Here is a 16,362-nt window from a genome sequence, read left to right on the forward strand (position 1 = left end):
TCCTCTTGCGCGTTAAAAACGCACGAATTTGGTAGGAAGAGAGAAAGGAAGGGAACGTAAGTATGACGGTTCATAAGACCAAAATGCTGAAGCGCGTGACCACCATGGTTGCTTGCATGCTTGCAATCGTGTTTGCGTCTACGCTGCTCTGTGCGAACCCTGCCGTTGCGGCCGAGGCAGCCAATCTCGCCCTCAACAAGACCGCCGTTGCGGATAGTGAAGAGGCGGGCACGGTTGTCGCTGCCAAGGCGGTGGACGGTAGCGACTCCACTCGTTGGGGCAGTGCCGAGGATAGAACCGGTGGCGCCCACTGGATCTACGTCGACTTGGGGTCTTCGAAGACCGTAAAGAAGGCGACGGTCAAGTGGGAGTCGTACAAGGCGACTGGTTACAAGATCCAGTATGCGACGGGCAACACGGCACCAGCCGCCGATAGCAGCGATTGGAAGGACATCCATACGTCCAGCGATCGCCCCGCTTCCCTTACCGACGAGATTACGTTTGACACTCCTGTGTCCGGTCGTTTCTTCCGTCTGTACATCACGGGCTTCACGAGCCATGACCCCAACGGCGCTGCTGTTGATTGGCCGACCATTGCCGTGAATGAGTTTGAGCTCTACGGCGACGAGACTACGACGCCTTCTACTCAAGATCCGCAGCAGAACGTTGCGCGTGGCGTGAATGCCACCGCCGACAGCGTCGAGGCGAACACCCTCGGTGCCGCCAAGGCCGTCGATGGCAACACGACGTCCTCGTCATCCCGTTGGGCAAGTGCCGTTGACGCTACCGCTTCTCGGGATGGTGGCCCTCACTGGATCTACGTCGATTTGGGCCAGCAGCGCGACGTAAAATGCGTCCGCGTGTTCTGGGAGCTGCGCAAGGCTAAGGGTTACAAGATTCAGATTGCCAACGGCTCTACTGCCCCCGCCGCCGATAGCTCTGACTGGAAGACGGTTTACACCAACGCTGGGCATCCTTCGAGCAAGACCGATTTGATTACGCTCGACAAGGTGTATCAGGCTCGTTTTGTCCGTCTGTATATCGACCACAACACCTATGCCGATCCCGACGGCGGCGTCGCATGGGGCAATGTTTCCATTTTCGAGCTCGAGGTCTACGGTGGCACGCCCAAGATGGACATGAACGGCCTGGCCGATGCCATCAAGGTCGAGGCTCCCAAGAAGGGCGACACGCAGCTTAAGGTCACCCTGCCCACCTCTGAAGAGTATGACGTTACCTATAACGGCACCGACTACGAGCAGGTTGTTGGCACTCAGGCCGACGACGGCACGATTCCCATCTACCAGCCGATCGTTGATACGCAGGTCAAGGTTTCCTTCAAGGTGACCAAGAAGAGCGACAAGAACACCTATACGTTCAAAGAGGTTCCCGTTACCGTTCCTGGTAAGTTCCAGGTCGAGGCGGACGATAACGCCGCCCCCGAGGTTTTGCCGCAGCTTCGCGAGTGGAAGGGCCGCTCCGGCTCCTTTGCTCCTACCGCGCAGACGCGCGTTGTCTACGACAGCGACGACTTTAAGACGGCTGCCGATGAGCTGGCCGCCGATTACAAGGACCTGTTTGGCTCCGAGCTCACGGTTGTTAAGGGCAGCTCTGCCAACGCAGGCGACATCTTGCTCTCTAAGACCACCGATACGTCCCTTGGTCTTCAGGACGAGGGCTATCTCATGGAGATCACCGATTCCGTGAGCGTCAAGGCCGAGACCAAGACGGGTGCCTACTGGTCCACCCGCACTATTTTGCAGGCCCTCAAGACCGGTAACGGTTCCATCCCGCAGGGCATCACCCGCGATTACCCGCTGTATAAGGTACGCGGTCTGATTCTCGACGTGGGCCGCAAGACCTTCTCGCTTGAGTGGCTCCAGCAGATGAGCAAGCAGCTCTCCTGGTTTAAGCTCAACGATTTCCAGGTGCACCTTTCCGACAACTACATTTGGGTCGAGGAGTACTCGGACGACACCGTCAACACTGCCTATAGCGGCTTCCGTCTGGAGTCCGATATCAAGAAGGGTGGCAACAACGGTAAGAACAAGGCCGATCTGACGAGCACCGACGTGTGGTACTCCAAAGACGATTTCCGCAAGTTCATTCAGCACTCGCGTGACCTCGGTGTCAACATCGTTCCCGAGTTCGATATGCCGGCACATTCCCTGGCACTCACCAACGTGCGTCCCGACCTGCGTACTCCTAAGTCCATGACGCGTCGTGGCAACGACCACCTTAACCTGGCTCAGAAGTATGACGAGTCGCTCGAGTTCGCGCTTTCCATCTGGGATGAGTACCTCACCGGTTCCAACCCTGTCTTTGACAACCAGACCATGGTTCATATCGGCGCTGACGAGTACGAGGCCGACGGTAACGCATACCGCAAGTTCGTCAACGACCTCTTTGAGCACGTTGAGGCCTCCGGTCGCACTGCCCGCGTATGGGGCAGCCTTACCCAGATTAAGGGCGACGGCTCTGTCCAGGTTTCTGGCAAAGGCGCCGCAGGCGAGCATCGTCAGATGAACCTTTGGAGTGTGGGTTGGGCCAAGATGGACGAGATGTACAATCTCGGCTTTGATCTGATCAATTGCGTCGACAGCAAGTACTACATCGTTCCCAACGCCGGCTACTACTACGATTACCTCAATGACAATACCGTGTACAACTCTGCCGTTAACTCCTATGGCAACGTTACGATTCCCGCCGGCGACGAGCAGATGATCGGTGGTGCCTTTGCCGTCTGGAACGACATGTGCGGCAAGAAGGAAAATGGCATCTCCGAGTATGATGTCTACGACCGCATCACCAACTCCGCTGGCCTGTATGCTGCTGCCACCTGGGGCAAGGGCACGGCCGATGTCTCCGCTGCAAAGGCTACTGCCAAGAAGCTCGGCGACGCCCCCAATACCAACTTTGGTTACGAGACCACGGCCAATGCCGAGGGTACCGTCATGCAGCTTGGTATGGACGATGCCAACGATGCCTCGGGCAACGGCAACAGCCTTAACCTGAAGTCTGCCAAGAACGCCGAGGTTGTCGACGTAGACTTCAAGAAGGCACTTGAGCTCAAGGGCGGCAAGAGCTATGTCACGCTGGATTCCGATCTTGAGACCGCTGGTCTCGGTAACGATCTGCGCGTGAAGGTCAAGCGCACCGATGCCACGAGCGACAAGGACCAGATTCTGTTCGAGAGCCCCTATGGCTCCATCAAGGCCGTTCAGGCAAAGACCGGTAAGGTCGGTATTACCCGCGAGAACCATGACTACTCCTTCAACTACACGCTTCCCATGAACGAGTGGGTTGAGCTTGAGTTCAAGAACGAAGGCATGGGCAAGGTTTCGCTCTATGTGAATGGCGAGCTCAAGGAGACCATCGGTCGGGATGGCAACAATAAGCTCAAGGCCACCTGCATGTTCCCGGTCAAACGCATCGGCAGCAAGACGAATGCCTTCACGGGTTACGTCGATGATGTTCGTCTGACGCGTAACGCTACGTTTGCGACCACCATGCCGCTCGATAATGCCGAGCTCAAGGCCCGCTCCGTGCTCGCTGCCGGTGCGGACGATGCCGAGCTCGAGAAGCTCGTTGAGCGGGCTCGCGCTCTTGTCAACCAGGTCAACCCCAATGCCGCCGAGATTGCCAATCTCGCGCAGCAGATCAACGACCGCGTTGCCAACGTCAAGTACAAGCCTGCCGATTACCGCAAGCTCGACGCCCTGCTCGCCGCAATTCCTTCCGACCTGTCCGTCTATACCGACGAGTCCGTTGCGGCACTCACATCTGCACGCAATAGCATCCAGCGCGACCTGCCAGTGAGCATGCAGGATACGGTTGATGCCTACACGAAGACGCTCACCGAGGCAATTGAGGGCCTCGAGCTTAAGTCTGCAGACAACAACTTTGCCCAGGGCGTGACCGCTACAGCCTGCTCCGAGGAGAAGACCGGTGAGACCGCTCCCAACGGTCCTGCTGCGGCTGCCGTCGATGGTGACGAGTCCAGCTTCTGGCACAGCAAATGGAGCGCTCCTGCCGACAATACCATGCCTCACTGGTTCAACGTTAAGCTTGCTGCTCCCGCCAAGGTGAGCGGTATGGTGTACGTGCCGCGTACCGGTAGCTCCAATGGCCGCTTGACCAAATACCATGTCGAGGTAAGCACCGACGGTGGTAGCACCTATACGAAGGTTGCCGAGGGTATGCTCGAGTCCAGTGCGGGCGCCAAGAACATCGCCTTCGACAAGCCTGTTGCCGCCGCAACCGACGTCAAGCTCTACTTTGACGAGACCGACGGCGACTCTGCCGCAAATAGGAACAAGTTTGCAACCGCGGGCGAAATTCGCGTTCGCGTCATCGACGAGACGGTTGACCTCGATGGTCTTGCCGCTCTGATCGAGCAGGCCGAGGGCCTCGACAAGAATTCGTACACGACGGCTACCTGGAAGAAGCTCGAGAGCGCGCTTGCCGATGCCAAGGATGTCGCGGCGAGCGATAACCCCACGTTCGAAGCTGTGAACGACGCCAAGGCCAAGCTGCGTTCCGCGATGCTGGGCCTGCGCCCCGGTACTCCGGATCCCGTTACTCCCGACCCCGACAAGCCCAACCCGGACAAGCCGAATCCGGATAAGCCCAACCCCGACAAGCCCAACCCCGACAAGCCGGGCGCTTCTGATGGCGGCAATGGCGGCTCCGGTACCGCTGGGTCCAACAAGGGCGATTCGACTACGGGCAACAAGGGCGATAAGAAGCCTGGCACTCTGGTTAAGACCGGTGATGATCAGGCAATGTACATCGCGGCCGCGGGTGTCGTGGGCTTGCTTGTCGTCGGCGCCGGCGTGGTCCTGCGTATCAAGAACCGTCGTAAGTAATACGACGGCTTGCGAAGAATCGTTAAAAGAGAGGGTCTCTGAGATGAAGAAACGGATGTGTGCCAAGCTGCTCGCTGTTGTGGCAGTTGCGCTTGCCTGCTTGGGCTGCTTGGTTCCGTTGCAGGCCAATGCCCAAGAGGCATCGGCCGACTATAAGCTGTATCCCACACCCCATAGCATGGTGTACGGCGAGGGCGCGCAGACCCTGCGCGCCAAGGCAAGCGTGCTCACGGAGTCTGGCATCGATGCCGACACCAAGCGCCGTCTGGATGAAACCCTGGCACTGAAGGGCATCAACGCCACGAGCGTTGATGCCGTTCCGGCCAAGAGCAACGTGACTACGGTGCTCGTGGGTGTTAAGGGCTCTGGCGGCGCGGTCGACACCTATGTCGATCAGCTCGTCCAGAGCGGCAAGCTGTCCTATACGGAAGGCTTGTTTGACAAGACCGATTCCTATGTACTGGCCTCGCTGCCTTCTGAGGGCAACGAGCCCGACCGCGTTATTGTGTTGGGCAAGACCACCGACGCTGCCTACTACGGCCTGACCACGCTCTATCAGATCCTGCAGCAGACTCCCGATGCCAAGCTGCGCAGCTTTACCATGTCCGACTATGCTGACGTGGTGACGCGCGGTTTTATCGAGGGCTACTACGGCAATCCGTGGAGTACCCAGGACCGTGTGAACCTTATGCAGTGGGGCGGCTACTACAAGCTCAACGCTTATGTATATGCTCCCAAGGATGACCCCAAGCACAATTCCAAGTGGCGTGAGCTCTATACCGAGCAGGAGCTGACCGAGAAGATCGAGCCCCTGGCCGAGGCCGGCAATGCCTCCAAGTGCCGCTTCGTGTTCGCGCTTCATCCGTTTATGCACAACCCCATCACGAGCTCCAACTACGACGCGTCCGTAGCTATCCTCAAGCAAAAGTTCACGCAGGTTATGGATCATGGCGTCCGCCAGATTTCCATTCTTGCCGATGACGCCGGCAACCAGGGCAGTGCTCTGTACACCAGGCTTTGCAAGGATATGACCGACTGGCTGCACGAGAAGCAGGCCGAGAAGAATCCCGACGGTTCGCTTAAGTATCCCGGCCTTAAGGACACGCTCATCTTCTGCCCCGTGAACTACATGGGCTGGGGCGAGTCTTGGTATGCCAACCTGCCCAAGACCGTCCAGGTCATCAATACCGGTGGTCGCGTGTGGGGCAAGGTCGACAACAACTTTACCTCTGCCTTTACGAGGAACTCGGGCGTTGCTCCCTTTATGTGGATCAACTGGCCGTGCACCGACAACAGCAAGGACACGCTGTCCATGGGCGGCTACGAGAATGCTCTGGGCACCGACGTTCAGCCTGGTAAGGTTCAGGGCGTCGTGCTCAACCCGATGCAGCAGTCCGAGCCTTCCAAGGCTGGCATCTTCATGAACGCCGACTTCTCTTGGAACCTGTGGAAGAGCCAGGAGCACGCCGATCAGGCTTGGGAGGACTCGTTCTCCTATGTCGATCACAACTCTCCCGTTGCCACCAAGGGCTCCAGTGCTCTGCGCGAGCTCAGCCGTCACATGAAGCGCTATACCGGCGGCGGTGTTGTCTTTGAGAGCCGCGAGTCTGCAAACATTAAGGATCAGCTTCGCGCCTTCCAGGGCAAAGTTACCTCTGGCACCGCTACGGCCGAGGACTGTGACCAGATGATCAAGCTCTTCGGCGACCTGCAGAAGGCTGCGAAGACCTATCGCTCCAACGCGGGCAACAAGGCCATGCTCGACCAGATCGTCTACTGGATCGACACGTGGGATGACGTTACGAGCGCTGCCATCTCCGAGCTTCAGGCGCTCAAGGCCGATCTTTCAGGTGACAGCTCCCAGATGCTCTCCAAGTATTCCGAGGGTTCCGAGGCGCTCGCCGCCTCGCGCAAGCACGGCTTCCACTATGTTGATCACACCGAGTATGCCTCGGTGGGCAAGGCATACATCATGCCGATGCTCAATGCCCTTAACGACTATCTTGGTCAGCGCGCCACAGTTGCGACCAACCCCAACGCCGACACCACGCGTTTTGTGACCAGCCGCACCGACACTCCCGAGGGCAAGGTCGAGAGCGTCTTTGACGGCAAGGCGACGACGGGCCTTGTATACAAGAACCCCAACAAGCTCACGGCCGGTACCTACTTTGGCATGATCAAGAGCAAGCCCTTCGATCTTACCAACGTGACGTTTATCCAGGGCAACGGCGCCGACTACATGCAGCATGCCAAGCTCCAGACCTTCGACGGCAAAAACTGGAACGACGTTGAGGGCCAGGGCAACCTGACCGGCACGACCGTTACCGTTACCGGCTTGGATATCAAGGGCGTCTACGGCGTCCGTCTGATTGCCACGCAGAACAACAGCCGCGACGCCTGGCCGACGATCTACGAGATTCAGGTCAACAAGGAAGACAAGACTCCCGAGGGTCAGCCCGTTGCGGGCACCGTGACCATCGATGGCCAGGTTCTGGCCGGCCAGTCGCTCTCCAACGTCAACGATGGCAATGTTTCGACGTATGCCCACCTCCAGTACAAGAAGGGTCTCTCCCAGGGCGATCCCGAGTACGACATCCGCGACACCACGCAGCCCAACGCTACCGTGACCCTCACGTTTACCAAGCCGTCCGAGGTCGATACGTTTACGTTCGTGCAGGCAGCGCGCAACGGCAACGAGCCCACCTCTGGTGATGGCATCAACGCCGGCGTGCTCGAGTACCAAAACGAGGCCGGCACGTGGATTAAGGCTGGCGATATCGACGGCACTGCTACGCAGACTATCACGCTGCCCAGCGCCGTTAAGGCAAAGGCCATTCGCGTAAAGAACACCACGGCCACCAAGTCTTGGTGGAAGGTCTATGAGCTTTCCGCCACCAAGGGTGCAACCTCCGCGACCGAGCCCACCGCTACGGTTACGAGCACGGGCTTGGATGTGTACCAGTCCTACGCGCTTTCCCGCGTAGTCGACGGCAGCGAGGATACGTACGCTTGGGTTAAGCACAACTCCGGCGGCGGCAACATCAAGAGCGGCGACACCATCACCGTCACCTACTCTGCCCCCAAGACCGTGGGCCACGTGCGCTATGTCCAGGGCAGCGACAAACTCTCGGCCGGTGCGCTCGAGTACACCGTCGATGGCACCAACTGGGTCAAGTGCGGCGACATCAACTCCGATCTTGAGCAGGAGTTCGACTTCGAGAATGTCCAGATTCGCGGCATCCGCGTGCGCTCGACTGCAGACACGCAGTTCTGGTGGAAGGTCTGCGAGATCGCAACCTCTAAGGGCAAGGAAGCCAGCACCGGCACCATCCGCTCCGACATCTCCGGTGTGAGCCTCAAGGCCACGGCCGAGGACGGCAACGTCAAGCTCTCCGACGGCACCGTCTCGTTTGGGCCCGGTAACTACCTGGCGGTTGACTTGGGCGCCGTGCGCAACGATGTTGCTATCAACACCGACGATATGACGCTCCCTGAGGGCGCCAAGGTCGTGTACTCGCAGAATGCGCTCGAGTGGCTTGACTACGCCAGCGCTCAGAAGCCTGTCCAGGCTCGCTTCGTGGGCATCAAGGCCTCCGCTGCATGTGACGTGTCCTTCACCAACTTCTCTGCCAGCTACAAGACGGTTAAGGCTCCCTCTTATGTGAAGGGCGACCTGGGCAACTTTGACGCCTCGAAGATCTTCGACGGCGATCTGTCCACGACCTTCAAGAACACCCAGGGTGCCACCGAGGGCAACACAATCGTGTTCGACCTTGGTCAGGAGCGTACGATCAACTCCGTTGCGTACTATGTGCCCGAGACCACGTATGATTTCATCCGCAAGGGCGTTATCGAGGTTGCCGACAGCCCGGACGCTGCCGATGGCGAGTGGACCGAGGTTCTCAAGATCAACAGAGCCGACGCTCAGATCTCCAACACCTTTAACAGCGACACCGCCAAGACCGCCGCTTGGCTTACGCACGATACCAAGAACCCGGGCAACATGTGCACGGCCAACCCCAAGACCGAGGCCACCGCTGCCAACGAGAACGATCCCAACGGCACCGAGAAGCTCAACGTGACCGGTCGCTACCTGCGCATTCGCTTTACCGCGACCTACACGCAGCGCTGGATCGAGATCGGTGAGATTCGCATCAACGACGGCGAGTATGTAAGCACCTACGGCGATGCCGACTTTGATTCCTCGAGCACCGAGGTGAAGGGCAAGACCCCTGCCAACCTTGCCGATGGCGACACCAAGACCGCTTGGCAGCCGCAGGACAACAAGGGCACTCTGATGTATCACGTTTCCGAGCCCATTGCCGAGGGTGGCAAGGTGCACTCGGGCGTTCGTATCGTTTCTGCCGGCACTCCTTCCAATGCCAAGGTGACTGCTACGGTCTACACCGATGCCGCCTACAGCAAGACGGCAGATGTCGAGCTGGGCACGCTCAACCAGCCCGTGAGCGAGTTCTGCTTTGGCACGCGCGCCCGTGCTGCCGGTTCGACCTTCTCGGCCGTTAAGGACATCAAGGTTACGTGGGACGGTGCCACCCCCGAGATCGCCGAGTTCTTCTTGATTGATGACGCCAATCCTGCCGACACCACGGCGCTCCAGAATGCTATCAATGAGCTCAAGGACAAGGACGTGAACGGCTGGACCAAGTCGACCGCCGCCGCCTTTAAGAAGGCCCTTGCCGATGCTCAGGCAACGCTGACCAACGATAAGGCCACGCAGACGACGGTTGATTCCGTCACCGCCGCCCTGAGGTCTGCCAGTGCTGCCGGCGTGGAGAAGTATGCAGGCGCGGACCTTCCGGAGAAGGTCTCAAACGACGATGGCCAGTACACCGTCGCAAGCTATCAGGCATATGCGGACGCGTATACCGAGGCCGAGCAGGCATTCGCCAATCCCGATGAGCTTGCTAGGGCCCAGGGCGAGGCTTTGCTTGCCGAGGTTGTGGCCAAGCAGGATGCCCTGGTCTACGACCAGAGTGCTTTGCAGCGTGCCGAGGTCGCTTTGGCCGACGCCAAGCTGCTGTATGGCGATGCCGACGCTGCCGCCGATAAGTACACAACCGACAGCGCCGCTGCCTATCGCGATGCGCTGAGCGCGCTTGAGAGCTTGATCGCCGACACTAAGGCCACGCCGGCTCAGCTCAAGGCCGCCCAGGCTGCGCTCGAGGACGCCGAGGGCAAGCTGGTCGACGCCAGCGAGCTCAAGGCCGCCCGCGCTGAGTTCAAGAAGACCAACGGTAAGCTGTATACCGAGGACTCTTACAACGCCTATAAGGTTGCCTACGATGAGTCTGCCGCTGCCCTTAAGAACGGCACGGCCGAGGAGGTTGCCGCCGCGACCACCAAGCTCAACGACGCCAAGGCTGGTCTTGCCCTGCGTGAGGCTGTCGACCTGAACAAGGTGATCGCCGAGGCCGAGAAGCTCGATCAGGCTGACTACACCGAGGCGAGCTGGGCGCCCCTGGCCGCCGCCATCGAGGCTGCCAAGGCCCCGCACGATTCGGCCGCCGACGCCGACTTGGCCCAGGCCATCACCAATGCCAAGGCCGCACTGGTTAACGTCAAGGCCCTTAAGGCCGATATCGCTTCTGCCAAGAACGCTCCAGCCGAGGACTACACCGAGGATTCGATGGCCCAGCTCAGCGCTGTCCTCGCCGAGGCCGAGGGCGTTCTTAAGAACGGCTCTGCCGATGACGTTGCCGCTGCGCGCGCCAAGATCGCCGACGTGCTGAAGGCCCTGGTAAACGTGAGCGCGTTGAAGGACGCGATCGCCAAGGCCGAGAACCTGGACACCGCCAACGGCACCGACGAGCAGAAGGCACAGCTCGCCGATGCCATCGCCGCCGCCAAGGCTCTGCTTAAGAGCGGCTCTGCCGACGAGGTTGCCGCTGCGATCGACGCGCTCAACGCCGCTATGGCAAATCTGGGCGGTTCTGGCTCCATCAAGCCCGAGCAGCCTGGTACGCCCGCCGGCAGCGGCCCCGCCGCGGCGAAGCCGTCCGGTTCTTCCAAGAAGGACCTTCCCCGCACCGGTGACGCGTCGCTCCTGGGCGCCGTGATCGCCGGCGGTTCCGGCGTCGCCGCCCTCGCGGCGGCCCGCGCTATTAACCGCAAGCGCCGCCGCTAGTCGCTCGCTGCATACGAGCCAAAGGGACGTCCCTTCGGGGGCGTTCCTTTTTTTGTGGTTGCACGGCGTTGTCGGTATCTTTTATCGAATACCAGTATGTAACAAAACAAAAGGTAGATACCCCTGCTTTTACCGTTTACGTCGCAAAAGCGACCGCTCGTCTATGTGAATGACCCCATGGCAGTCGAGTGGCACTCATGTCCGTAAAATGGGGTGTCTGATATATCTGCAACATACCCTTACTCGGGGGAAGGAGAAGAAGGTATGGCACAACGCAGGATGCCACCTCCGATGCATCGTGCGCGCCGCGCACTCAAGGGCACGCTCGCATTTGTTTTGGCGGTTGCGCTCATGGTGCCAAATCCCGGAATCGCGTGGGCGGTTGCTAACGATGGAGCAAACACCCACAAGACACAGGACGAGGTGACGAGCCCGCTGAAGCTCTGGTATCGAGAGTCGGCAAGTGCACACGGCGGAGGCGCCAATGATATTTGGCAAAAGCGCACGTTACCCATCGGCAACGGCGATATGGGCGCCAATGTGTACGGTGAGGTCGCAACCGAGCACCTCACGTTCAATGAGAAGACCCTTTGGACGGGTGGTCCGAGCGCGTCTCGCCCCAACTATCAGGGCGGCAACCTTGATAACAAGGGCAATAACGGCGCAACGCTCAAAAACATCCAGAAGCTCTTTGCCGAGGGCAAGAGTGGCCAGGCCTCGACCCTGTGCGATCAACTTGTGGGTACGAAGGACGGCTACGGAGCTTATCAGGCCTGGGGTGACATCTACTTTAAGGTCAACGGCCTCTCTGATTCCGGGGCAAGCGAATACGAGCGTTCCCTTGATATCGAGAATGGCCTTGCCGGCGTCTCCTTCAAGCAAGGTGGTACCTCTTATAAGCGTGAATTCTTTGCCAGCAACCCCGATAACGTGATCGCCGGCCAGTTCACCTCTGAGGGTGAACCGATGAACGTCGAAATCACGTTCCCTTCCAAACAAGGCGGCCAGACGATTGTCTCGGCCGATCAGCTCACCCTTGCGGGCGCTGTTTCCGATAACCAGCTCAAATACGATTCCGTCCTCAAGGTTAAGACCGAGGGCGGTACCGTCACGGCATCCGGTGACAAACTGGTTGTCACCGGCGCCAACAAGATCTCGTTCTTCGTTGCCGCGGCAACGGATTATAAGAACGACTATCCTGCGTATCGTACGGGCGAGTCTGCCGAGCAGTTGCACGCCCGCGTTCAGGCTACGGCCGACGCCGCAGCTGCGAAGGGCTATGACGCCGTTCGCGCCAAACATGTCGCCGATATGAACGCGCTCATGAGCCGCGTCAGCCTCAACCTGGGCGACGGGGCCGCCTCCGACAAGCCGACCGATAAGCTGCTCGAGGCGTACAACAACGGTACGGCCACGGAGCCCGAGCGTCGTTTGCTCGAAACCATGCTGTTCCAGTATGGTCGTTACCTGACCGTGGCATCTTCGCGTGAGAATTCCCAGCTCCCCAGCAACCTGCAGGGCGTGTGGAACAACTCCAACAACCCGCCTTGGTCTTCGGACTATCACATGAATGTCAACCTGCAGATGAACTACTGGCCCGTGTACTCCACGAACCTTGCGGAGTCCGCTCGCCCGCTCGTTTCCTATATCGACAGCCTTCGCGAGCCCGGCCGTGTGACCGCCAAGGTATATGCGGGTGTCGAGAGCAGCGAGGGCGAGGCAAACGGCTTTATGGCCCATACGCAGAACACGCCCTTTGGATGGACCTGCCCGGGTTGGAGCTTCGACTGGGGATGGTCGCCCGCGGCCGTGCCCTGGATTCTCCAGAATACCTATGACTCCTATCGCTACACGGGCAACGTTGAGTACCTTAAGAGCGATATCTACCCCGCGCTCCGCGAGGAGGCGCAGCTGTATGCTCAGCTGCTCGTTCGCGATGAGAACGGCAAGTACATCACCTCGCCTACGTATTCGCCCGAGCATGGTCCGCGTACGGCTGGTAACACCTATGAGCAGGCTTTGATTTGGCAACTGTTCCACGATGCCATCGAGGCAGGCAAAATCGTGGGCGAGGATCCCAAGGTCCTGGCTGTATGGCAGGATAAGTTCGATAACCTGCGCACCCCGATCGAGATCGGCTCTGATGGGCAGATCAAAGAGTGGTATATCGAGGATGCCTTCAACAAAGACGCTTCTGGCAATACGCTGCCGGGTACCCAAGGCTACAATCATCGCCACATCTCCCATATGCTCGGCCTGTTCCCGGGCACGCTCATCTCGGTCGATACGCCCGAGTGGTTCGCCGCCGCCCGCGTGTCCATGAATCTTCGTACCGATGAGAGCACGGGTTGGGGCATGGGCCAGCGCATCAATACCTGGGCCCATCTGCGCGACGGAGACCGTGCTTACAAGCTTCTCGGCGACCTGTTCAAAAATGGCATCTATCCCAACCTGTGGGATACGCATCCGCCTTTCCAGATTGATGGCAATTTTGGCGCCACGTCCGGTATCACCGAGATGCTCCTACAGAGCAGTGGCGGCTACATCGATATGCTGCCGGCGCTTCCCTCCGCTTGGAGCAAGGGCTCGGTCAAGGGCCTCGTGGCACGCGGTAACTTTGTCGTGTCCATGGACTGGAATGAGTCGCGTCTTAACTCGGCGACCATTGAGTCCCGCAACGGCGGTACGGCCACCGTTAACGTCCCTGGATGCTCTTTGGGTGTTGTGACGGATGCTCAGGGCAACCCCGTTGACTGCAAGATTCTCTCGAACGATCGCATTTCGTTTGAGACCGAGCAGGGCGGCGTGTACACGCTGAGCATGATTCCTGCGGGTGTTAAGCTCGGCGCTCCTTCGGGCCTGCGTGCCCTAAAGGCCGCCGACAACGCCGTTGAGCTCTCCTGGAATGCCATTGAGGCTCCCGAGGGCACCGATGTCACCTACACGGTGATGCGCAAGGTTGGCGACGGCGACTGGGTGACGTGCGTTTCCGACCTTAAGGAAACGTCGTTTACCGATGGCGAGGCCTACGACTTCTTGGGTAAGGTATCGTATCGCGTTCGCGCCGTCTCCAATGGCACCGCCGGCGAGCTGAGCGACGCTGTCGATGTCAAGGACCTGCGCAACATGGCCGGCATGATCGATGACCAAGACTCCCGTATCGCCTATCAGGGCAACTGGGGCAACTGGGACAAGGATTCTGACAACTATGCCGGCACCATTAAGTACCTCAACGAGCCCACGGGTTCCGATACCGCCACGCTGACGTTTGCGGGCACGGGCATCGAGGTCATCACCTGCAAGAACAGGGACCGCGGCACGTTTGAGATTTCCATCGACGGCACGGTTGTCAAAACCGTCGATACGTACGCGGCCTCGACGACGCGCCAGCAGACTGTCTTCTCCAAGGATGACCTTAAGCCCGGCATCCACACGATTGTCGTTCGCGCTACGGCTCAGAAGGGCACCCAGGCAGCCTCGGGTACCAAGGTCGAGCTCGACGCCTTCCGCGTTCTGGACAAGAATGCGGTGGCAGTGAGCAAGATTACCGTCAAGGCTGCTAACGGCATGAACGTTCTCTCTCAGAGCGGTTCTACCCTTCAAATGACCGCCAAGGTTGCTCCGGCCGACGCCACCGCTTCTGACGTGGCGTGGTCGGTTCGCACCAAGAGCGGCGACGCCGCCGGCACCATCGATGCGAACGGCCTGCTGACCGTTACCGGCAATGGCGGTGTGGTCGAGGTCAAGGCAAGCGCCAAGGACGCCTCTGGTGTTTCGGGCACGTGCGACATCACGCTTGCCGTTGCAGGCGAGGCCACGACCGTTGTCGAGGACTCCACCGACCAATCGCATCCGAACCCCGCACTTACCTGGGAGGGTAGCTGGAGCACGTGGGGTGGCGAGCCCCATAAGCATCACGGCGGCTCCAAGACCGAGGCCAGCGCTGGTGCGAGCGTGAGCATCACGTTTAACGGCACGGGTATCAAGGCCTATGCTCACAAGCACTTTAGCTGCGGCGCCTTTGATGTGGAGCTCGACGGCCAGCAGCTCGATCGTGTCGACTTGGGCGAGGACGGCGCCGATGCTGCCAAGACCAAGGTCTTTGAGAAGACTGGCCTTACTAACGGCGAGCACACGCTTAAACTGACTGCCGTCGCGCGCGATGGCAAGACCAACGCGAACATTGACTACTTCGAGGTCGTCGCCCCCAATTCCGTCGCAGACAAGACGGCCCTGCAGGAGGCTATCGAGGCTCATGCAGGCAAGAAGAAGGACGCATACACCGCTGCAACGTGGAATCAGTTCGACAAGGCACTGAAGGCCGCGCTCGGCGTCATGAACGATCTCGCCGCCACCGCAGCACAGGTCCAGAAGGCCACCGCCGACCTGACGGCCGCCGCTGGTGCTCTTGAGGCTGCCGAACTGCCCCTTCCCGTGATTCCCGCCGATGCTGAGCTTAGGTTTGCAGCCATCGACTCACAGTCTGCGGCGGTTCTGTGGAACGCCGTTGAGGGTGCCGATTCGTACCGCGTTACCTACACTGCAACGGGTTCCGCCCGTGCCGCCTCTACGCCGCAGGAGGTTACCGTTGACACTCCGTACGTTCACCTTACCGGCCTTGATGCGGCGACCGCGTACGACGTGAGCGTCGTAGCACTTAACCGCGCTGGCGGAGCTTCCGCCAAGGCAATCAAGGGTAACTTCTCCACGCTCCCGACCGCATCCGAGCAGGGACCGAGCGTGCCTGCCGATCTTAAGGTGAAGGCAACCGAGGAGAACGGCAAAGCCACGCTGAGCTGGTCCGCGTCGACCGATCCCATGGGCGGCACGCTGAGCTATCGCGTGTACCTCAACGGTCAGGAGCTTACGGTGACTGACAAGACGTCCGTCATGCTTGAGGGCCTTGAGAAGGGCGAGACGTATCACGTACGTGTTGTCGCTCAGTCCTCCAGCGGCCAGGTCTCTCTGCCCGCCGCCGCGCACTTTGCCTACGAGGGTCCCGAGAAGCCTGTTGAGCCCAATCCGGACCCCAAGCCAGAGCCTAGCCCGGACCCCAAGCCCGAGCCCAGCCCGGACCCCAAGCCCGAGCCCAGCCCGGACCCCAAGCCCGAGCCCGAGCCTAAGCCCGAGCCTAAGCCCGAGCCGACCCCCAACCCGGGTGACAACGCCGGCAACACGGGCAACAAGCCCGCCGGCGCCGTTCCCGCCGCGGCGAAGCCGTCCGGTTCTTCCAAGAAGGACCTTCCCAGCACCGGTGACACGTCGCTCCTGGGCGCCGTGATCGCCGCCGGTTCCGGCGTCGCCGCCCTCGCGGCGGCCCGCGCGATCGCCCGCAAGCGCCGCCGTTGA

3 protein-coding genes are annotated in these 16,362 nt (G+C 59.9%); all 3 read left to right on the forward strand.

Annotated features, from left to right (window positions below; translation table 11 throughout):
* Window positions 1-62: 62 nt before the first annotated feature.
* The 3 genes from GDJ97_RS02905 (at window position 63) to GDJ97_RS02915 (ending at window position 16,362) form a co-directional block, all read left to right on the forward strand.
* Window positions 63-4,868, forward strand: a complete 4,806-nt coding sequence (locus GDJ97_RS02905; RefSeq protein ID WP_152069706.1) for a discoidin domain-containing protein — start codon at window positions 63-65, stop codon at window positions 4,866-4,868.
* Window positions 4,869-4,911: 43 nt separating this feature from the next.
* Complete coding sequence (locus tag GDJ97_RS02910; RefSeq protein WP_193221285.1) at window positions 4,912-11,013, forward strand: beta-N-acetylglucosaminidase domain-containing protein; 6,102 nt, start codon at window positions 4,912-4,914, stop codon at window positions 11,011-11,013.
* A gap of 264 nt (window positions 11,014-11,277) precedes the next feature.
* Entirely contained in the window at window positions 11,278-16,362 is a 5,085-nt protein-coding gene (locus GDJ97_RS02915; protein WP_152069708.1) for a glycoside hydrolase N-terminal domain-containing protein, read from the forward strand.

Source organism: Collinsella sp. AK_207A (assembly GCF_902501965.1).
Lineage (GTDB): Bacteria > Actinomycetota > Coriobacteriia > Coriobacteriales > Coriobacteriaceae > Collinsella.

Coding starts and splice junctions, on each gene's coding strand:
- GDJ97_RS02905 (WP_152069706.1), top strand. CDS start 63: ATGACGGTTCATAAGACCAAAATGCTGAAGCGCGTGACCACCATGGTT.
- GDJ97_RS02910 (WP_193221285.1), top strand. CDS start 4,912: ATGAAGAAACGGATGTGTGCCAAGCTGCTCGCTGTTGTGGCAGTTGCG.
- GDJ97_RS02915 (WP_152069708.1), top strand. CDS start 11,278: ATGGCACAACGCAGGATGCCACCTCCGATGCATCGTGCGCGCCGCGCA.